This is a genomic window from Pseudomonas alliivorans (assembly GCF_017826695.1).
Taxonomy (GTDB): Bacteria; Pseudomonadota; Gammaproteobacteria; order Pseudomonadales; family Pseudomonadaceae; genus Aquipseudomonas; species Aquipseudomonas alliivorans.
In genome coordinates, this window is the sequence record NZ_JAFFZW010000006.1 from 139,360 (window position 1) to 159,893 (window position 20,534).

At 60.8% G+C, this 20,534-nt stretch carries 19 protein-coding genes and 1 pseudogene; 14 read left to right on the forward strand and 6 right to left on the reverse strand.

Annotated elements, in window-relative coordinates; genetic code table 11:
- Positions 1-24: 24 nt before the first annotated feature.
- The 4 genes from JTJ32_RS17025 to JTJ32_RS17040 are packed head-to-tail and all read right to left on the reverse strand — an operon-like array spanning position 25 to position 4,171.
- A complete protein-coding gene (locus JTJ32_RS17025) occupies positions 25-675 on the reverse strand; it encodes a MotA/TolQ/ExbB proton channel family protein (RefSeq protein WP_210042739.1) in 651 nt (216 codons plus the stop codon).
- Positions 676-700: 25 nt separating this feature from the next.
- Entirely contained in the window at positions 701-2,980 is a 2,280-nt protein-coding gene (locus JTJ32_RS17030; RefSeq protein ID WP_210042741.1) for a TonB-dependent receptor, read from the reverse strand.
- Between the two features lie 20 nt (positions 2,981-3,000).
- The gene (locus tag JTJ32_RS17035) at positions 3,001-3,762 is read right to left on the reverse strand and encodes an energy transducer TonB family protein (RefSeq protein ID WP_210042744.1); all 762 of its coding nucleotides are present in this window, start codon (positions 3,760-3,762) and stop codon (positions 3,001-3,003) included.
- A 1-nt stretch (position 3,763) separates the two neighbouring features.
- Complete coding sequence (locus tag JTJ32_RS17040) at positions 3,764-4,171, reverse strand: ExbD/TolR family protein (RefSeq protein WP_099226732.1); 408 nt, start codon at positions 4,169-4,171, stop codon at positions 3,764-3,766.
- Between the two features lie 186 nt (positions 4,172-4,357).
- On the opposite strand from JTJ32_RS17040, the gene JTJ32_RS17045 reads away from it, so the two are divergent.
- Complete coding sequence (locus tag JTJ32_RS17045; protein WP_184321628.1) at positions 4,358-4,921, forward strand: GNAT family N-acetyltransferase; 564 nt, start codon at positions 4,358-4,360, stop codon at positions 4,919-4,921.
- Positions 4,914-6,485, forward strand: a complete 1,572-nt coding sequence (locus JTJ32_RS17050; RefSeq protein WP_210042745.1) for an alkaline phosphatase D family protein — start codon at positions 4,914-4,916, stop codon at positions 6,483-6,485. Before JTJ32_RS17045 ends, JTJ32_RS17050 begins: the two co-directional genes overlap by 8 nt.
- A gap of 45 nt (positions 6,486-6,530) precedes the next feature.
- Here the strand turns inward: JTJ32_RS17050 and JTJ32_RS26810 are convergent, their stop codons facing one another.
- Together JTJ32_RS26810 and JTJ32_RS26815 are read right to left on the reverse strand one after the other, a co-directional pair.
- Entirely contained in the window at positions 6,531-7,088 is a 558-nt protein-coding gene (locus tag JTJ32_RS26810; RefSeq protein WP_408004605.1) for a methyl-accepting chemotaxis protein, read from the reverse strand.
- Between the two features lie 30 nt (positions 7,089-7,118).
- A pseudogene (locus JTJ32_RS26815) lies at positions 7,119-7,844 on the reverse strand (PAS domain-containing protein); the annotation flags it as partial.
- Between the two features lie 263 nt (positions 7,845-8,107).
- On the opposite strand from JTJ32_RS26815, the gene gmd reads away from it, so the two are divergent.
- The 12 genes from gmd to JTJ32_RS17115 all read left to right on the forward strand — a co-directional run bounded on the left by gmd (position 8,108) and on the right by JTJ32_RS17115 (position 20,478).
- On the forward strand, positions 8,108-9,139 hold the full coding sequence (gene gmd, locus JTJ32_RS17060) for a GDP-mannose 4,6-dehydratase (RefSeq protein ID WP_099226728.1): 1,032 nt from the start codon (positions 8,108-8,110) through the stop codon (positions 9,137-9,139).
- On the forward strand, positions 9,139-10,035 hold the full coding sequence (locus tag JTJ32_RS17065) for a GDP-mannose 4,6-dehydratase (protein ID WP_184321637.1): 897 nt from the start codon (positions 9,139-9,141) through the stop codon (positions 10,033-10,035). The genes gmd and JTJ32_RS17065 overlap by 1 nt, the downstream gene beginning before the upstream one ends.
- A gap of 453 nt (positions 10,036-10,488) precedes the next feature.
- Entirely contained in the window at positions 10,489-12,297 is a 1,809-nt protein-coding gene (gene atzF / locus JTJ32_RS17070) for an allophanate hydrolase (protein WP_210042747.1), read from the forward strand.
- Between the two features lie 15 nt (positions 12,298-12,312).
- Positions 12,313-13,422 (forward strand): BMP family ABC transporter substrate-binding protein, encoded by a 1,110-nt coding sequence (locus tag JTJ32_RS17075; protein ID WP_184321641.1) that lies wholly within the window; start codon positions 12,313-12,315, stop codon positions 13,420-13,422.
- 10 nt (positions 13,423-13,432) lie between these two features.
- Positions 13,433-14,542 carry an ABC transporter permease gene (locus tag JTJ32_RS17080; RefSeq protein WP_210042748.1) on the forward strand — a complete coding sequence of 370 codons (1,110 nt, stop codon included), beginning with the start codon at positions 13,433-13,435 and terminating at the stop codon, positions 14,540-14,542.
- Positions 14,535-15,455 (forward strand): ABC transporter permease, encoded by a 921-nt coding sequence (locus JTJ32_RS17085; protein ID WP_210042749.1) that lies wholly within the window; start codon positions 14,535-14,537, stop codon positions 15,453-15,455. Before JTJ32_RS17080 ends, JTJ32_RS17085 begins: the two co-directional genes overlap by 8 nt.
- Before the next feature lie 24 nt (positions 15,456-15,479).
- Complete coding sequence (locus JTJ32_RS17090; RefSeq protein ID WP_184321647.1) at positions 15,480-16,505, forward strand: formamidase; 1,026 nt, start codon at positions 15,480-15,482, stop codon at positions 16,503-16,505.
- Positions 16,502-17,188 carry a biuret amidohydrolase gene (biuH, locus tag JTJ32_RS17095; protein ID WP_210042750.1) on the forward strand — a complete coding sequence of 229 codons (687 nt, stop codon included), beginning with the start codon at positions 16,502-16,504 and terminating at the stop codon, positions 17,186-17,188. The genes JTJ32_RS17090 and biuH overlap by 4 nt, the downstream gene beginning before the upstream one ends.
- A 2-nt stretch (positions 17,189-17,190) precedes the next feature.
- Positions 17,191-18,726, forward strand: a complete 1,536-nt coding sequence (locus tag JTJ32_RS17100) for an ABC transporter ATP-binding protein (protein ID WP_210042751.1) — start codon at positions 17,191-17,193, stop codon at positions 18,724-18,726.
- Positions 18,723-19,400 (forward strand): cysteine hydrolase family protein, encoded by a 678-nt coding sequence (locus JTJ32_RS17105; RefSeq protein WP_210042753.1) that lies wholly within the window; start codon positions 18,723-18,725, stop codon positions 19,398-19,400. The genes JTJ32_RS17100 and JTJ32_RS17105 overlap by 4 nt, the downstream gene beginning before the upstream one ends.
- Complete coding sequence (gene hpxZ, locus JTJ32_RS17110) at positions 19,400-19,786, forward strand: oxalurate catabolism protein HpxZ (RefSeq protein ID WP_210042754.1); 387 nt, start codon at positions 19,400-19,402, stop codon at positions 19,784-19,786. The genes JTJ32_RS17105 and hpxZ overlap by 1 nt, the downstream gene beginning before the upstream one ends.
- Positions 19,787-19,791: 5 nt before the next feature.
- The gene (locus tag JTJ32_RS17115) at positions 19,792-20,478 is read left to right on the forward strand and encodes a GntR family transcriptional regulator (protein ID WP_099226830.1); all 687 of its coding nucleotides are present in this window, start codon (positions 19,792-19,794) and stop codon (positions 20,476-20,478) included.
- Positions 20,479-20,534 lie beyond the last annotated feature (56 nt).

A 20,534-nucleotide genomic window follows, 5' to 3' on the forward strand; every position in this document is an offset into this window, starting at 1 on the left:
CCACAGACATGCGTCGGGTGCCGATCAGGCCGTCCGGAAGTTCAAGGGGGCTGCAGTGACCGGATGCACCGTTTCGTCCTGAACCCGCGCACCACTGGAGGCACGGATCAGCAGGATTTTGAGCTGATCGTTGATGCGCTCAAGGCTGTTCTGGAAGAAGTTGTGAAAGACCACGCAGAAAAGCGCAATGGCAATGCCCAGGCCTGTGGCGTAAAGCGCCGTCCCGATACCGGCGGAAATCTGCCCAGGGTCCGACACACCGGCGCTGGCCAGAGCCTTGAACGTGTCTATGATCCCCAGAATGGTACCCAGAAGCCCCAGCAATGGGGCCGCCGTGGTAATGGTTTCGATGAGCCACAGGCTTCGTGATAGCGGTGCACGGGTGCTCAGGTACTGGGTTTCGATGACATCATCCAGGTCCCTGCGGGCCCCCTGCGCACTTTTCTGCGCCAGAACCGGAAGGACCATTTCCAGCGGCAGACCCGGCCTGCGCGTCAGCACCTCGGGCAAGTCTTTTTCACCGTGCACAGAAGTGGTGAGCGCCGCCTGCAGATCGCGAGCCTGACGGCGTACATAGGCAAAGTAGATACCTCGCTCGATGGCAACAAAAATCGCTATCGCGATAGCGGCGTACATCACATAAAACGTGATGTCGTGAAGCTGATTCATATCCATGACGCAGACCTCGGATCAGTGACAGTTAAAAGTTGGCTTCGAGAGACACGGTAACCGTACGCTCGACACCGACGATGTAGGCCGGGTCGCCATCGCGGAAACCGCTGTAGGTCGCCGCGTTGGTCTTGGTGGTGTACACGCCGTCCAGGTATTCCTTGTCGAACAGGTTGTCGACGTTCAGGCGCAAGGTCGCGTCCTTGACGATTTTCTTGTCCACGGGCAAGTAGATCCCCGCGCCAAGATTGAAGATGGCGCGCCCGGGAATGCTTTCGTCGTTGGTCAGGTCACCATAAAGCTTGCTGGTGAGCTTGCCGCCGAACGTGCCGTAGTAGCTGCCGTCGTCATAACCGATGTTGGCCGCCAGCATGTTCTTCGGCACGTTGGCGAACTGCTTGCCGCTGGTAGGCAGATCAATGGCTGCGCCGTTATTGAACACCGTCAGGTCATCTTTCTGTTTTGCGCGGGTGTAGGTGTAAGAGGTGTAGTAGTTGAAGTGATGGGGCAGCAGGCCGCTCCATTCCAGTTCCAGACCGCTGTTGTCGACTGCACCGGCATTGATGTCTGCAAAATCACCGTTGATGTCTCTTGATGACACCTGCCGATCCTTGAACTGCATGTAGAACAGGGTCGCCGCCAGCGTCATGTCCTGATCGGTAAAGCGCCAGCCCAGCTCATGGTTCCAGCTGGTTTCCGGCTTGCTGTTGATCGAGCCAGCGCCCTGGTCGTAAAGCACGTAGTTCTGCGGCACCCGCATGTTGCGCGACAGGCTGTAGAACACTTGATCGCGCTCATCAAGCTGGTACTTGAGCCCGACGTTAGGCAACAGCTTGTTGTAGGTCTGATCACGTTTTTCCGGACGCTCGGTCAAGCTGCCGTGGTTATCCCCTTCGCGCTCGACATTCATGTAGGCCAGACCACCAATCAGGGTCCAGTCCGGGGCGAAGTACCAGGTGTCCTGCGCCCATACTTTCTGCGCGGGCGTCACGGTGTAGCGGTCACGGCCCTGAATCTCGTTGCCGTTGGCATCGACCACGTAGTCCGAATCAGGCCAGATGCTCTGCGGTTTGCCATTGCTCTTCAAACGAATGAATGGCTGGGTCTGCAACTGACGCGCGCGCTCATACCAATAGCCGACCTGCACACTATGCTCGTCGTTGACATCCCAGTTGAGCTTGGTGGTGATGCCCGGACGCCAAGTCTGTGTGCGTGACGGCCGGTAGTAAACGCCGGTAGTCGACGAACCGTCTGCGTTGTAAGCGGCGGCCGTCGGCAGGTTGCTCAGGTCGAATACGCCCCCTTGATTGGAGCCACGATTGAGCGGGAAGGATGAGCTTGCTACGCCGCTGCCATTGCCCCAGAAATAATACGGAATGACCGACAGCGACAGGTTGTCGGCGAGCTTGAACTGGGTATTGAGCACACCGGTGAACGTCTGGAACGGGTTCTGCGCCAACTCGTAATAGCTGGACAGTTTGCCGTTGCTGCCCAGGGCCGGCGTGGACGGGTACGGATCGAACTTGCGTCCGCCTTGCTGAAACTGACCCTTGGTGAGCTGGCTGTAACTATTGTTGTCTTGCTCGTGGTATTTGAGGATCAGGTTGGCGGTGTTGCCTGAACCCATATCGAAAAAGCTGTTCCATTCAACCTTGTCGGCACGCACCGCGCCGTCGCCACGCCACTTCTCGCCCTCGGTGTGCGACAGAGACAGCCAGTTGCTCAGCCCGTTGACCTCGCCGGTATTGAGTCTGGCAAAGGTCTTATAGGTGCCATTGCTGCCCGCCACCTGCTTGACGAACGCGCCGGTTTCCTTGGTAGGTCGAATCGTCACGATGCCTATATTGCCGCCGCTGGAACCGATATGCGGACCGTCACTCTCGGCAGAACCCTGAGTCACGAATATCTGGTCGATGTTTTCCGGGTCACCCAGCAGGTTGGAATACAGCGCGTAGTTGCCGGAGTCATTGATCGGCATGCCGTCGACCGACATGCCGACCTGATCGGAGTTGAGACCGCGCATGGTGAAACGGAAACCGGACAGACCAGTGGCATCCTCGCTGGAGATGTTCAGGCCGGGCGTGTACTTGAGCTTGTCGATCGCATTGCCGGTCGCGGCCTGCTTGTCGAGCGCTTCCTTGGTCACCGTGGAGCGCGCCTTGATGCTGTCCTCCTGAACCATGTAACCGCCGCCTGCAGTTGCCTTGCCTTGGACGCCGATGGTGCCGACGTCGCTGCTGGTGTCAGCCATGACCATACCGTGGCTCATGCCGGCGGCGACTAAAGCAAGGTGAATCCTGGAAAACCTCATCACATTGTTCCTTGTCAGTACTACTGCACGCTGTAGTTGAAGGTAGCGGTGAAGCGCTGCTCGCTGCGTCCGCCGAAGGCTTGCTCGGGAAATGGCTTGACCTGTTTGATGCGTCGAAGGCTGCTGGTCGCCGCTCGGTTGAGCAGCATGCTGGAGGCCTGACTCTGAATTCCGGAGTCCAGCACTCGCCCCTGACGGTCAACCAGCAGCCAGACGATCACCTCGCCACTCGGACGCTCCAGCGATGCCTGGCGTCCGGTGGGGTACTGTTTGTAGCCGTCCAGCTCGTTGCGCAATCCCTTGAGGTAGCCGCCCTCCAGACCTTGCGTGTCGACTTTGGGTGGCGCAGGTGGAGCAGGAGCTGGGACCGGGGCACTCGCCACAGGCGGGCGCGGTGCAGGGACCGGTTCAGCGGGCCTGGCCACTGCTGGAGCAGGTTTGGGGACGGGTTTGGGACGAGCCTTGGGTTCCGGCTTGGGCTTGGGCTCGGGTTTCGGCACCGGTTTTGGCGGTGGTGGCTCGGCCTCCTCACTCTCGACGACAGGCACGGGCGGCGGTGGCGGTTCATCAGGCTGAACCGGCTCAACCGGCTGAGTATCTGGCTGGACGACTGGCTCCGGCGCAGGCGGCTCTGGCTCGACCAGTGCCAGTTCCACAGCCGACTCGTCGTAAACCGGCTCCATTTTTAATGGCCGGGTCTGCATTCCCATCACGATTGCGATGAGAGCCAGCAATGCAGGCAGACCGCCGAGCCATTGCCGTAGGCGAAACAGGACATACATATCAGGATTTACGCGTGGCGATGGAGACGGACGTAAAGCCCCCCAGACGCAGGGTATCCATGATCTCCACCAGCCGCGCCACTTCAACGCCCTTGTCGCTGTTAACGATGATGGTGGTTTTGGTGTCGGGCTTTTCCAGTGCTTTCAACGCGGGCACCAGCGTGTCAACCGTTGTGGCCTTGCCATCGAGCTGCAGCTCGCCATTGAGGCCCAGGGTGAGAATCGACTTGTTCTGCGGTTTGAGCTGCTGAGAACTGCTGGCACTGGGTAGCTGAGTCTTCATGCCCAGCGCCGGGATCACGTTCAAGCTCACCAGCACGAAAAACACCAACAGGAACATCATCACATCGATCATCGGGATCAGTTCGATGTGTGCCTTGCGCTTTTTGGGTTCGTCCCACGTTCTCATGCTGTCTTCCACCTCTGTCAGAGGCCGAGAATCTAGCAACGGAATATGTCCGATCGGTTAGCTTTTGATGACCATTGCATGGCTCTGAATCGCAGTTTTCGTGACACTTAAAGGGTTCGTGCACCTGTCACGAAATCGACATGCAAGCGCGGCACATTCGGGCGTTCCTTCCGACGGATTCCTCAGATGAGCACCGAGCTGCCCAGTATTCAGACCTCGCGCCTGTTGCTCGCCCCGCTTAGGCCCGAACAGGCAACAACGTTGGCACATCTGGCCGACGATCCTGTGATTGCCGCCATGACCGGCATGCTGCCCTCCCCTTACACGCTTGCGCATGCCACCGCCTTCATCGCGGAGGGCGCTGAGCAATTCGCCAATCGCAAGGCGTTATGTCTGGGGGTACATCTGGGAACCGAAGAGTTGGTCGGCGTCGTCTCAATGCGGCTGGCCATGCCACATCGCGGCGCCTGGCTGGGTTACTGGACCGGTGCTCCCTACCGCAACAAAGGCTACATGCGTGAAGCCGCGCTGGGTCTGCTGGACTATGGATTCGCCGTCATGAACCTTAATCGCATCGCGGGTCAGTGCTTCAGCGACAACCTGGCCAGCGCCAGAGTGTTACAGGCATGCGGATTGGCTTATGAGGGCCAGATGAAGGAGGTGTTCCTGAAAAACGGCGTATTCAGGGACATGCTGCTTTTCGGGCTGTTGCGTTCGCAGTATGAATCGCTGGAGGCGCGTCATGACTGATTTCGATCCGGATCGTCGTCGCATCATGACGGGCGTGTCCGGCGCTGTGCTGCTGTCAATCCTCAGCCCGTTTGCTCGCAGTGCTGGTGTTGATTATCCGTTCACTCTGGGTGTGGCGTCCGGAGACCCGCTGCCGGACGGCTTCGTGATCTGGACCCGCCTGGCGCCACAAGTGACGACGGCCACGGGTGACGGTGGTCTGAACAAAGCGGTGGCGGTACGTTGGAAAGTTGCCAGCGACGCGGCGATGACCCGAGTGGTACGCACCGGACAGACCATGGCCCAGCCGCGCTTTGCGCATTCGGTGCATGTGGAAGTAAGCGGTCTGCAGCCGGGACGTCCTTATTGGTATCAGTTCGAGAGCCTTGGCGCACAAAGCACGACAGGCCAGGCCTTTACGTTACCGCCACTGTCCGCCATGCCGACGGCCCGATTTGGATTCGTCTCCTGCTCACACTGGGAGGCCGGCTACTTCAGCGCCTACAGACATCTGGCCAACGAGCGGCCGGATCTGGTGTTTTTTCTGGGCGACTACATCTACGAATCCGGGATATCCCCGCAAAAAAACAGCCTTCCACGGCACCATGTCACGTCCGAGCCGATGGATCTGGCCGGTTATCGAAACCGCTATGCACAGTACAAGACCGACCCGGACCTGCAGGCGCTGCATGCCTGCGCCCCAAGCGTTGTGACCTGGGATGATCACGAAGTCCAAAATGACTACGCAGCCCAATGGTCGCAGGACCCCGGCGTCTCGACAGAGAGCTTCCTGCGTCGAAGGGCCGCTGCCTATCAGGCGTTTTACGAGCACATGCCCTTGCGCGCCAGCAGCCTGCCAAAAGGCGCGGACATGCGTATCTATCGTCATATCGACTACGGCCGTCTGGCGCGCTTTCACGTATTGGACGGTCGCCAGTACCGCTCCGAACAGCCATGCATCCAGGCCAACGGCAGCCATAGAGGCCGTGTCGTCAGTAATGACTGCACGGACCTGCGCGATCCGAAACGCACCATGCTGGGATGGGAACAGGAAGCCTGGCTGGACCACAGTTTTGCCCACTCTGCGGGGCAATGGAACGTAATCGCGCAGGACTTGCTGGTCGCCCCCCTGACGCAACGCAACCCGGACACTCAGGCACTGGGCCGCTGGACCGACGGCTGGGATGGCTACATCGCGACCCGGGAGCGCATGCTGGCCTCTCTGGAACGTCACAAGACTCGAAACCCGGTGTTCTGGGGCGGAGATATCCACTCATTCTGGACCACCGACCTGCATGCCGACGCCAACAACCCGGACTCCAGGATCGTCGCCACTGAATTCGTCGGCACGTCGGTAACCTCCAGCGGACCTCCGTTTGACGCTTTCAACGCTATTCTCGGACTTAACCCGCACATAAAGTTTTTTGACAGTCGTCAACGCGGCTATGTGTCGGTGGAGCTCAGCGAACAACAAATGCTGACCCGTTTCCAGGTCGTTTCCGACGTACTCAACCCTGCTGCGACCGTCTCCACACTCAAGCGCTTCGTGGTAGAAGCAGGCAAGACGGGCGCGGCGCCGGCTTAGAGCTGATCGCCTCGCACCTGTGAGCGCTGTTCAGGGGCGCGCCGATCACTTCAACTGATTGGCAAACCGCCCTACCGCACCCACCACCTGCTTGGCACCTTCCTGAATCTCGACGATGACCGAACCGGCCTCGTTGGCCAGCAGCAAGCCCTGTTCGGCCTGGCTACGGCTGTTGGCCATGCCGCGCACGGCTTCGTCGGCCAGTGCCTGGTTCTGCTGCACGACGCTGACGATCTCTTCGGTTGCGGCGCTGGTTCGGCCGGCGAGTTGCCTGACTTCATCGGCCACAACCGCAAAGCCACGGCCCTGCTCGCCCGCGCGGGCGGCCTCGATGGCGGCGTTGAGCGCCAGCAGGTTGGTTTGTTGGGCGATGCCGCCGATGGTCTGGACGATGGAGCTGATCAGCAGCGATTGCTTGCCCAGCGCCTCGATGCCTGACGACGCCGACTCCATCTCCTGAGAAATCTTGCGCATGGTCTGTACGGTGTTTTGCACCACATCCGCGCCACGCTGGGCACTGACATCGGTCTGCTGGGAGATCTCGAAGGCCACGCTCGCCGCCTGACTGACGTCTTCTTCGCGGGCGACCTGGTCGGTCACCACGGTCGCGAACTTGACGACCTTGTAGAGCTTGCCCTGGGCATCGTGAACGGGGTTGTAGGTCGCTTCCAGCCAGACATCGCGGCCATTGCTGTCGACGCGCTTGAACCGGCTGGCGACGAACTCGCCGCGGTTCAACGTTGCCCAAAAATCCTTGTACGAAGCCTGGCTCACTTCATGTGGATCGCAGAACATACTGTGGTGCTTGCCCTTGATCTGCGCGAGGTTGTAGCCCATTCCGCGCAGGAATTGCTCGTTGGCCGTCAAGACGTGGCCGCCAAGGTCGAACTCGATCACCGCCGTGGAGCGCAGCAGCGCCTGAATGAACGCCGAGTTCTCGGCGGCGGTTTCAACGGTCTGCGTGATGTCCGAACCGTAGCACTGCAGAGTCATCAGCTTGCCGCTGTCATCCAGAACCGGCTGCCACATGGCGCGAATCCACGCTAGAGTGCCGTCGGCACGCAGAAAGCGGTAGTTGTCGATAACCGACTCGCCTTTCTGCACCGCAGCTTTGAGGTTTCGGTAGCAGTCGAGCTGCTTGACGTAGGTCGGCACCAGGTCGTCGAGGTTTTTGCCAAGCAGTTGCTCGGCGTTGTAACCGAGCATTCTGAGGAAGTTATCGTTGGCATGAGCGATACGATTGCTGGCGTCGATGCTCAGTCCCACCATGCGTGCGTCGATACCCTTCTGCATCTGCCGATAGACTGACAACTCGGCCTGCTGTGCCTGTAATTCCTTTTTCAAGCGAGTATTGAACATGACTGCACCGTTCGTGTGGGTTGTACTACGTTATCGGCACAAGCGTAGACGGGATTAATCCACTTTGTCTGAAATGCGAAGCGGCTTCAGATCCCGGCAAAATTTCACGACTCGGGCTAACCTCTACCCGCATGGTCATGATGGCCACCGGGCTAGGCGCGTTGTATCCAAGCCTTCTACCCTGAAACTCCCCCTCGCTTGAAGCGCAGGCAACCTCGAAAAGCGTCGGGATACACGTTCCTTGCTGGAGTCAAACACCTCATATGAAAGCAATCATTACCGGCATTACGGGTCAGGACGGCGCTTATCTGGCGCAATTGCTCCTTGAGAAAGGCTATACCGTTTACGGCACTTATCGCCGGACCAGCTCTGTCAATTTCTGGCGCATCGAGGAACTCGGGATTCAGCACGATGCCAATCTGCATCTGGTCGAGTACGACCTGACCGACCTGTCCGCCAGTATCCGCTTGCTGCAAAACACCGAGGCCACCGAGATCTACAACCTCGCAGCGCAGAGTTTTGTTGGCGTGTCATTCGAACAGCCGCTGACAACAGCCCAGATAACCGGTATCGGCGCGGTCAACCTGCTGGAGGCAATCCGGATCGTCAATCCGAAAATCCGCTTTTATCAGGCCTCGACGTCCGAGATGTTCGGTAAGGTTCAGTCCATTCCTCAGGTCGAAAGCACACCGTTCTATCCACGCAGCCCCTACGGTGTCGCCAAGCTCTATGCGCACTGGATGACGATCAATTACCGTGAGTCCTACGGCATCTTTGGCGCCAGCGGCATCCTGTTCAACCACGAATCGCCTCTGCGCGGCCGCGAATTCGTGACGCGCAAGATCACCGACTCGGTCGCCAAGATCAAGATGGGCCTCATGGACGCCTTCGAACTGGGCAACATGGATGCCAAGCGCGACTGGGGGTTTGCCAAGGAGTACGTCGAAGGCATGTGGCGGATGCTGCAGGCTGACACGCCGGACAGCTTTGTACTGGCCACCAACCGTACCGAGACCGTCCGCAGTTTCGTGAGCATGGCGTTCAAGGCCACAGGCGTCACTGTTCAGTGGGAAGGTGAGGCTGAGTCCGAGCGCGGTATCGATGCGGCCACCGGGAAGGTTCTTGTCTCGGTCAATCCGAAGTTCTACCGGCCTACCGAAGTGGAACTGTTGATCGGCAATCCTGCCAAAGCCCGTGAAGTACTGGGTTGGGAACCGAAGACCAACCTTGAGGAACTGTGCCGCATGATGGTTGAAGCGGATCTTCGTCGAAACGAAAAAGGTTTTTCCTTCTGATGAGCATCGCCGGTAAACGCGCATTGATAACGGGCATCCACGGTTTCACAGGAAGCTTCATGGCCACCGAACTCGCAGCTCAGGGTTGCGAGGTCGTCGGCATGGGCAGCCAGCCGTCGGACAGCGATAACTACCATCAGGTCGATCTGCTGGATGTGAACGGCCTGACTGCGCTGCTTGCCAGGATCCAGCCGGATATCGTCGTCCACCTCGCCGCGCTGGCCTTCGTGGGTCACGGCTCACCGGAAGCGTTCTATCAGGTGAACCTGATCGGCACACGCAACCTGCTGGAGGCCATCGACGCCAGCGGAAAAACGCCCGAGTGCGTCCTGCTTGCCAGCAGCGCCAACGTCTACGGCAATGCGTCCTCCGGCATGCTGGATGAAACGACGATTCCCGCTCCCGCCAACGACTATGCCGTGAGCAAGCTGGCCATGGAGTACATGGCAAGCCTCTGGCACGCCCGGCTGCCGCTGGTGATCACGCGCCCGTTCAACTACACCGGGGTCGGGCAGGCCGAAAACTTCCTGCTGCCCAAGATCGTGTCCCACTTCACAAGAAGAGAGAGCACCATCGAACTGGGCAACCTGGACGTATGGCGAGATTTCAGCGATGTGCGCGCCGTTACCAGCGCCTATCGGGGTTTGCTGGAAGCCCGGCCTTTGGGGAAGACCCTCAACGTATGCTCGGGCGTGACGCACTCGCTGCGTGAGGTGATCGAGATGTGCCAGGACATCACCGGGCATGAGATCGAGGTTCGCGTGAACCCTGATTTCGTTCGCGACAATGAAGTGAAGACGTTGTGTGGGTGCAACGTCCGGCTCAAACGATCAGTGCCGGGATGGAGTACGCCGCCCCTGCGCGAAACCCTGGAATGGATGTTGTCTGCCCGCTGATGATCGGTGTCTGAACAGGCCTGTTGTACACGTCCACTGGACCTGTTCGAAACGGGAAGCGCTGTTTCTGTCAGTCAGGCCCTGTAAAACCCGCAGACGCGGGTTTTACCGATTTGCGGCGCTTCGTTCGAGCTTCTATCCAGCCTTGGCTTCCGACAGCCGGTCAAAATGATTGCCAATACAAGTCGTAAAGCTGCCCTGCGCATAAGCGTTGCCTCCTGTTATAGCAATCAGAATTTCAAGATGATCGCGTGCGCGGGAATCGACTCCCCAGACGTCAGTAGCATGTTCCGTTTCCGTGCAACTCGTGCCGTCGCGCTCGACAATGGCGCGCCCAGGCGCAAAACCATCAGCGGCATGTTGATCTCGACGCCCCTAAAACCACGCTCCTGATCCCCCGGCACGAATCCTGCTCTGGCACATTCAATCTTGTATACATGAATGAACACGCCAATGACTGCTCTCGATATCGCTGCCATTCAGACGTCACTCAGCACGGGCCAGACCTCACTGGCGACTTTCCTTCAGGATCTGTACACGCAGATTGACGCAGACGACCGCCCGGAAATCTGGATTCACCGCGAGCCGCTTTCTCGTTTGCTCGAAAGGGCACAGACGCTCGGTGCTCTGGCGGAAGAACTGGGCGATGCGCTGTACGAAAGGCTGCCGCTGTTCGGCATTCCTTTCGCGGTGAAGGACAATTTCGATGTTGCGGGTTTGCCCACCACGGCGGCCTGTCCCGAGTTTGCCTATCAGGCTCAGGCCACCGCACATGTGGTGCAGCGCCTGCTGGACAGCGGCGCGGTGTTGATCGGCAAGACCAATCTGGATCAATTCGCCACGGGATTGGTAGGGGTGCGCTCGCCGTATGGCGCGGTGCGCAATGCCTGTGATCCGGCATACGTCAGCGGAGGGTCGAGTTCGGGTTCTGCCGTGGCCGTGGCACGGGGTCATGTGTGCTTTGCCTTGGGCACGGACACGGCCGGGTCGGGCCGGGTGCCTGCGGGCTTCAACGGGATCGTCGGGCTCAAACCGAGCCTCGGGCTGTTCAGCAGTCGCGGTGTCGTTCCAGCCTGCAGGACGCTGGATTGTCCGTCGATCTTTGCCAATGACGTAGCGCAAGCCTGGCAGGTCGCGCAGGTGATGGCTGATTTCGATGCACTGGATTCGACCAGTGTCGCGGTGCAGGCGTTGCCGGTATTGCGTCGGGCGCGGCGGGTCGCGGTGCCGCAGCGCTGTGAATTCTTCGGCGATGCCCAGGCAGCCGCTGCGTTCGACAAGGCGTTGAAATCACTCGAGAGCGATCCGCAGGTCACGCTGACCTGCGTCGCATTCGAGGTCTTCGCCGAGGCCGCCGCCCTGCTCTATCAGGGCCCATGGGTCGCAGAACGGCGCGCGGCGGTCGGTGAATTTTTCGAGACGCATGCGACGGACATTCATCCCGTGGTGCGCAGCATTCTGCAAAGTGCCGATCAGTTCGACGCGGTGGACAGTTTCAAGGCGCGCTATCGCCTGGCCGAGCTGACTCGCGCGGCTGAAGCGCTGCTGGCCGAGGTCGATGTGCTGGTCGTGCCGACCGCACCCTGCATGCCGACCATCGAGGCCGTGCTGGCCGATCCGGTCGAGCTCAACTCGCGACTGGGTTATTACACCAACTTCGTCAACCTGATGAACATGAGTGCGCTGGCCATTCCGACGCATCGTCGTGACGACGGCCTTCCCGCAGGAATTACGCTGATCGGCCCGGCAGGCGCTGACCAGCGTCTTGCCGAGATCGCGGCAGGCTGGCAGGCCCACTTCGGTGCGAGCGATCAGCGCGACAGCGTGGCGCTGGCGCCCCTGCCCTTCAACGTCCCAACCGTTCAGGTTGCCGTGGTCGGCGCTCATCTTCAGGGCCAGCCGCTCAACTGGCAATTGCTTGAAGGCGGCGCTCGTCTGCGCAGTCTCACCACGACCAGTGCGGACTATCGACTCTATGCGCTGGCGAACACCACACCCGCCAAACCCGGACTGGTTCGTGTGCCTGAGCAGGGCGCGAACATCGAAGTCGAGGTCTGGGAAATGCCGCTCAGCCAGTTCGGAGCCTTCGTCGCCGCCACTCCCGCACCACTGGGCATCGGCTCGTTGCAGTTGGCCAACGGCCAATGGGTCAAGGGTTTCATCTGCGAGCCCGGCGGGCTTGCGGACGCGCAGGACATCACCGAATTCAAAGGCTGGCGCGCCTACCGCGCTGCGAATACCACGTCTTCCAAGACTCATTGATCAGGGGTAGCACCAATGTCGAATGTCGATCGTCGCAGTTTCATCAAACTGGCGGGCATTATCGGTCTCAGCGCGGCGCTGCCGTTCAGTCGGGTCTACGCAGCCGACGCCCCGCTGGTGGTGGGTTTCATTTACGTGGGCGCCCGTGATGACTTTGGTTACAACCAGGCCCATGCGCAGGCGGCCGCCATCATCAAGACACTGCCCAACGTCAAAGTGATCGAAGAAGAAAACGTTCCGGAAACCGTGGCGGTGCAGAAGACCATGGAAGCGATGATCCGCCAGGACGGCGCGACGCTGATCTTCCCGACCTCTTTCGGTTACTTCGACCCGCACGTGGTCAAGGTGGCGAAGAAATACCCGGACGTGCGTTTCGCCCACTGTGGCGGATTGTGGAAAGCCGGTAGCGACCCGATGAACGCAGGCAGCTTCTTCGGCTACATCGACGAAGCCCAATACCTGAACGGCGTGGTGGCCGGACACATGAGCAAGTCGAAAAAGCTTGGTTTCGTCGCTGCCAAGCCGGTGCCGCAGGTGCTGCGCAACCTGAACGCGTTTGCCATGGGCGCACGCTCCGTGGACCCGAGCATCGTCACTACCGTGATTTTCACCGGCGACTGGTCGTTGCCGATCAAGGAAGCGGAAGCCGCCAACAGCCTGATCGATCAAGGTTGCGATGTGCTTACCTGCCACGTCGACGGTCCCAAGGTCATTGTCGAAACGGCCGAAAAACGCGGTGCCATGACCTGCGGTTACCACGCCAGCCAGGCAGCGCTCGCCCCCAAAGGCTATCTGACCGGCGCCGAATGGAACTGGGAAACGCCCTACAAAGCTCATGTCGCCGCTATCCGGAATGGCGCGCCGATGATCAATTTCCTGCGCGGCGGTTTGCGGGACGGTTTCGTCAAGACCTCGGCCTACGGGCCAGCCGTGAGTGCCGACGCCAGACAGAACGCCGACGCGATCAAGGCACAAATGATGGCGGGCAGCTTCGTGATTTTCAAAGGCCCGCTCAAGGACAATAAAGGCAAGGTGGTGATCGCCGACGGCGTGGCTCAGGCCCAGAACGATATCGTGCTGGAAAGCATGAATTATCTGGTGGAAGGCGTTGTTGGCCAGATCTGAGGAACGTCCGATGTTGGTCTCGCGAACTCTGCGGCGTCTTGCCGTAGCGCTGCTGCCGAGCCTGCCGACGCTGTTGGCGGTGCTGTCGTCGTGCGTGCTGTTTCTGCTGTTCCTCGCGGTTCAGGGCAAGCCGGCCTGGCAGGCCCTGCATCTGGTCGGCGAAGGCGCATTCGGCTCATGGTTTGCGCTGGAGAACACCTTGCAGCGCGCGGCACCGTTGATGCTGACCGCGCTCTGCGTCGCGCTGCCGGCTAGAGCCGGACTGATCATTATCGGTGGCGAAGGTGCCTTGGTGCTCGGCGGGCTGGCAGCGGCGGTCACACCGCTCTGGCTGCCGCCAGTGGCACCCTGGCTGATGCTCGGCTGCATGGGCCTCGTCGCGATGCTGACCGGTGCACTGTGGATCGGCCTGAGTGGCTGGATGCGCCAGCACCGGGGCGTCAATGAGACCATCAGCAGCCTGTTGCTGTCGTACATCGCGCTGGCGCTGTTCAGGCAAATGGTCGAAGGACCGTTGCGCGATCCGGCAAGCCTGAACAAGCCGTCCACGCCGCCGCTGGATGACGCCTATCTGGTCGGCACCATCAGCGACAGTTTCGAAGTGCACTGGGGACTTGTAGCCGGTGTGTTTGCCTGTCTGCTCGCGTACGTATTGGTGCGCCACAGCACCAAGGGTTTTGCCCTCGGGGTCGTCGGCGGCAACGTGCGTACGGCATTGATGATCGGCTTGCCGGTGGATCGACTGATTCTGTTGAGCTGCCTGCTTGGCGGTGCGGCAGCCGGTCTGGCAGGCATGTTCGAAGTCACGGCGGTACAAGGCAGCGCCAACGTTGCGATGATCGCGGGGTATGGCACCAGCGGCATTCTGGTCGCGTTCGCCGCCCGCCATCATCCCTTGGCGATCATCTTCTGCGCGATCCTGCTGGGCGGTCTGGAGGCCAGCGGTGGCCTGTTGCAGCGTCGTCTCGGACTGCCGGATGCCACCACGCTGATTCTCGAAGGCTTGCTGTTTACCAATCTGTTGCTCTGGGAAGCCCTGAGCGGGCGTCTGGCGGCCTGGAAGATGAGGCTCGCGCCACCGCAGGCCAGCCTCGAAAAAGGAGCACTGCAACGTGGCTGATATCGACCTGAGCACCTTTTTATTAGCCCTGCTGGCTGGATCGATCCGAGTCGGTACGCCGTTCCTTTTTGTCAGCCTGGGCGAATGCCTGACGGAAATAAGTGGCCGCATCAATCTGGGGCTGGAAGGCATTCTGGTGGCCGGGGCCATGTCAGGCTATGCCGCTGCGTGTCTGACAGGCTCGGCCTGGCTGGGCGTGGGGGCAGCCGCCGGCGTCGGCCTGCTGCTGGGGCTGCTGCACGGCATTGCCTGCTCATTGCCACGGGTCAACGACATTGCGTTCGGCATTGCGCTGATCCTGCTCGGCACCGGTCTGGCGTTCTTTCTCGGCAAGGCGTTCATTCAGCCGCAAGCGCCCATGCTGCCGTCACTGGCGCTGGGTACATGGAGCGATGAAGAACGTCTGCGCTCGGCATTGAACATCAACGTGCTGTTTTTCATCGGTGTGGCGCTGGCCTTTGCGTTGCACTGGGGGCTGCGCAGCACGCGCTGGGGCCTGACGCTGAGACTGGTGGGTGATCACGCTGAAACCGCTCAGGCGCTGGGCTATCGGCCGATCCGGGTACGCATTGTCGCCACGGCCATCGGCGGTGCACTGGCGGGCATCGGCGGTGCGTACCTGTCCTTGTATTACCCCGGCAGCTGGAACGAAGGTCTGTCCAGCGGTCAGGGCCTGATGGCCGTGGCGCTGGTGATTTTCGCCCGTTGGCGGCCGCTCGCGTGTCTGTGGGCATCGCTGCTGTTCGGCGCAGCCGGTGCGATTGGCCCGGCGTTGCAGGCGGTGGGCATCAGCAGTGGCTACTACCTGTTCGCGGCCGCGCCCTACGCGCTGACCCTCGGCGTGATGTACGCGACCTGTCGACGTGGCCGCACCCTGAACGGCGCGCCCGGCGAATTGAGCATGACCCGATGAACGCATTTCCAGAGGAGGCATGACATGGCCAGTGGTCTTGGTGGCTTGAACAAATCGCCCAATGGCGTGGTGATCGGTCTGGCGCAACTGGCGCTTCCCGACCCGCACACCCGCGAAGCATTGTGGGCGCAAACCGAAAAAGTGGTGTCGATGGTCGCCAAGGCAAGGCGCAGCAATCCCGGCATGGACCTGATCGTGTTTCCCGAGTATTCGCTGCACGGTCTGTCCATGAGTACGGCACCGGACATCATGTGCAGCCTGGACGGTCCCGAAGTCGCGGCGCTGCGTCAGGCCTGCCGCGATCACCGCATCTGGGGCTGTTTCTCGATCATGGAAGCCAACCCTCACGGCAACCCGTTCAACAGCGGTCTGATCGTCGATGACATGGGCGAGATTCAGCTCTACTACCGCAAGCTGCACCCGTGGGTGCCGGTCGAGCCCTGGGAGCCCGGCGATCTGGGCATACCGGTGTGCGACGGTCCACGCGGCAGCAAGCTGGCGCTGATCATCTGCCACGACGGCATGTTTCCCGAGATGGCCCGCGAGTGCGCCTACAAAGGCGCAGACATCATGCTGCGCACGGCGGGCTACACAGCGCCGATTCGCCACGCGTGGAAGATCACCAACCAGAGCAACGCCTTCACCAACCTGATGCAGACCGCCAGCGTTTGCATGTGCGGCTCCGACGGCACCTTCGATTCGATGGGCGAAGCGATGTTCGTCGATTTCGACGGCACGATCATGGCCGAGGGCGGCGGACGCGCCGATGAAATCGTCTGCTGCGAACTGCGCCCGGATCTGGTCCGTGAAGCGCGGATCAACTGGGGCGTGGAGAACAATATCTATCAATTCGGCCACCGCGGTTATGTCGCCGTCAAAGGCGGCGCACAGGACTGCCCTTACACCTACATGCACGATCTGGCGGCCGGGCAGTATCGCCTGCCGTGGGAAGCCGATGTGGTACACACCGACGGCCAAGCCTGCGGCTTCGATACGCCCCGGCGTACGTTCAAACCCACCCCGACGACGTGGAAGGAATCATCACGATGAGCGAACGCCACCTCGCTTCCGAGCCTTATCCGTGGCCGTGGAACGGCCAGCTCAACGCACGCAACACTGCGCTGATCGTGATCGATATGCAGACCGACTTCTGCGGCGTCGGCGGGTATGTCGACAGCATGGGCTACGACCTGGCACTGACCCGGGCGCCCATCGAGCCGATCAAGGGACTGCTTGCGCTGATGCGTCCGCTGGGCTTCACCATCATTCATACCCGCGAAGGCCATCGCCCGGACCTCAGCGACCTGCCCGCCAACAAGCGCTGGCGTTCGCAGCGTATCGGTGCAGGCATCGGCGATCCCGGCCCGTGCGGCAAGATTCTGATAAGGGGCGAGCCCGGCTGGGAACTGATCGATGAACTCGCCCCGCTGCCCGGCGAGATCGTGATCGACAAGCCGGGCAAGGGTTCTTTCTACGCCACCGATCTTGAGCTGGTGCTGCGAACCCGGGGCATCGAAAACCTGATCCTCACGGGCATCACGACGGACGTGTGCGTGCACACCACCCTGCGTGACGCCAATGATCGCGGCTTCGAATGCATCCTGCTCGAGGACTGCTGCGGCGCGACCGACCCGGCCAACCACGCCGCGGCCCTGAGCATGATCAAGATGCAGGGCGGCGTGTTCGGTGCCGTCGGGCATTCATCGATGCTTCGCGATGTACTGGGAGCGTGAACATGCGCGCCCTGAGCCTGGAAACCATCGGCGTCAGCAAAAGCTTCGGCGCGTTTCGTGCGCTGGATGACGTGTCACTCAAAGTGCGGGCCGGAACCGTCCATGCGCTGCTGGGCGAAAACGGCGCCGGCAAAAGCACGCTGGTCAAAGGCATCATCGGCTACGGCCCGTTGCAGTCGGGCAGCATTCTGATCAACAACCGCGAGCACGAGATCCGCACCCCACGCGACTCGCACCAGTTGCAGATCGGTATGGTGTATCAGCATTTCACCGTCGCGCCGGGCCTGAGCGTGGCAGAAAATCTGGTGCTGTCCCGTGGCGACCTTCCGTGGCGCATCGACTGGAGCGCCGAGCACGAGCGCCTGCAAGCCTTCATGGAAGGCATGCCGTTTCGCCTCGACATTCAGCGACCGGTCAGCAGTCTGGCTGCCGGTGAAAAGCAGAAGCTGGAAATTCTCAAGCAGCTGTATCTGGAACGTCGGCTGGTGATTCTCGACGAGCCGACCTCGGTGCTCACGCCTCAGGAAGCCGACGAGGTATTGGGCCTCATGCAGCAGATGGCGCACCGTGGCGAGCTGACGGTGCTGATGATCACCCACAAGTTTCGCGAGGTGAGCACCTACGCCGACGATGTCACGGTATTGCGCAAAGGTCGCTGGGTGGCGAGCAGCGCAGTCGCCGATACCACGACTCAGCAAATGGCCACGTGGATGATGGGCCACGCGCAAACCAACAGTGTCAGCAGTGATCGACCGCCGGTGCCTGAACATGCCCCACAATTGCAGGTCGAGCAGCTTGATGTACCGGGCGACAAAGGCACGCTGGCAGTCAGGAACCTGAGCCTCTCGGTGCGGCCCGGAGAAATCCTTGGCATTGCCGGTATCTCCGGCAACGGCCAGCGCGAACTGACCGAAGCCCTGCTGGGCCAGCGGCCGTTCAGCGCCGGCCGCGTGCTGATCGATGGTCAGCCTTACCACGCCAGCCGCGAACAGATGCAGCGCCTGCGCGTGTTCAGCCTGCCGGAAGAGCCGCTGCGCAATGCCTGCATCGGCGGGCTCAGCGTTGCCGACAATCTGGCCTTGCGCAATTTCGACCGCCCGCCGCTGTGCCGTCAGGGCTGGCGCATCGACCGGCGCGCCGTCGCCGCTCAGGCTCGCGGTCTGATCGAACGGTTTCAGGTCACGCCGAACGACCCGCACCGGCCTGTCGGCACCCTGTCCGGCGGCAATGTGCAACGCGCGGTACTGGCTCGCGAGCTGACCTCGGACATTGCCGTGCTGATCGTCGCCAACCCGGTGTTCGGTCTGGATTTCTCGTCCGTGGCGCTGATCCATCAACGCCTGATCGATGCTCGCAACAGCGGCGCTGCCGTGCTGCTGTTGAGCGAAGACCTCGACGAGCTATTGACCCTGGCAGACCGTATCGCTGTGATCCACGACGGAGAGCTGGTCTTCGAAACGCTCTCGAACGCTGCCGACCGTACCGAGCTGGGCAAGCACATGGCGGGCGCGGAACATCCGCAGAAGGCGTCCGCATGATCGACGTCAGCGCCCATCCGACCCGCTTTGCCTTCGAACCCGCCAGCACGGCGCTGGTGATCATCGACATGCAGCGCGATTTTCTCGAGCCCGGTGGTTTCGGCGCAGCGCTGGGTAACGACGTGTTGCCGCTGCAAGCCATTATCCCGACAGTTCAACAGCTATTGGCGCTGGCACGCGCCCAGAACATGACCGTGATCCACACCCGCGAATCCCATGCCGAAGACCTCGCCGACTGCCCGCCCGCCAAACTCGAACATGGCGTGCCGGGCCTGCGCATTGGCGATGCCGGGCCGATGGGGCGGATTCTGGTGCGTGGTCAGCCGGGCAATCAGATCATCGACGCGCTGGCTCCGATTGCCGGCGAATGGGTCATCGACAAACCCGGCAAGGGCATGTTTTTCGGCACGGAACTGCACGGAAAACTGAGCACCGCAGGCATCACTCATCTGATCTTCGCCGGTGTGACCACGGAGGTTTGCGTGCAAAGCAGCATGCGCGAAGCCAATGATCGCGGTTACCGCTGCCTGTTGATCGAAGACGCCACCGAGAGTTACTTTCCCGCCTTCAAGCAAGCGACGCTCGACATGATCACCGCCCAGGGCGGCATTGTCGGTCGAGTGACGTCGTTGTCGGCCCTGGAGCAGGCAATACAGACAAGGAGTACAGCCTGATGGAAATCAACCTGCCTCATGTGGTGGCCGCCGTCACCAATGCGTTCATCGATTACGAACGCGCGTTGCTGGCCAATGAGCTGACAACGCTGGACGACTACTTCTGGAGTTCCGAACACACTGTGCGTTACGGCGTGGCGGAAAACCTGCACGGCGCCGAAGCCATCGCACGGTATCGACGTCACTGCCAGCCGCTCGGTCCCGGACGGCAACTGGTGCGCACGGTCGTCAGCACCTTCGGCGAAGACTTCGCGACGGTCAGCACCGAATTTCACGACGGCGTCACTCAACGGCTGGGACGCCAGATGCAAACCTGGGCCCGCTTCGAGGGTGCGTGGAAAGTCGTGGCCGCGCATGTCAGCATCGACCTGAGCACGCTGGAGTGAACGCCGTGAACGCGCCCCACTCCACCAACGCACTCGCCGAAGACGTCTACCGTCGGCTGAAACAGGAAATCTTCGATTTCTATCTGCTGCCCTACGACCGCTTTACTGAAAACCAGTTGGCCGACCGTTATCAGGTGTCCCGCACGCCGGTTCGCGACGCGCTCTACCGCTTGCAGCGCGAAGGTTATCTGGAAGTCGAGTTTCGCCGGGGCTGGTCGGTCAAGCCGCTGGACTTCACCCAGATCGACCAGCTCTACGATTTGCGCATCGTGCTGGAATGCGCGGCCGTGGAACGCATCTGTGCCTCTGCCGAGGTTCACCCGGAACTCAACATTCTGCGTGGACACTGGCTGGTGGACAAAAGCCAATGGCACACCGACATGCAAGTGGTCGCCGACCTCGACGAGCAGTTTCACACCCAGCTGGTGGCCGCCTCAGGCAATCAGGAAATGGCCCGCGTGCACCATGAAGTCACCGAGCGTATCCGCATCGTCAGACGCCTGGATTTCTTCAAGAGCGCCCGCATCGAACACACCTACCTCGAACACGCCGCCATCCTCAACGCTCTTCAAGCCCGCAAACGTGATGAAGCGCTGTTGCTGCTGCGCTCCCATGTGGAGATCAGCAAGCTGGAAGTTCGCAAGCTGACGATCTCGATGCTGAGCGACGCGCGGCGTCAGCATGAGGCGTGAGATGAGCTTGCAGGGCATGAACGCGTTTATCACAGCATCAAGACAGGATTAACCCA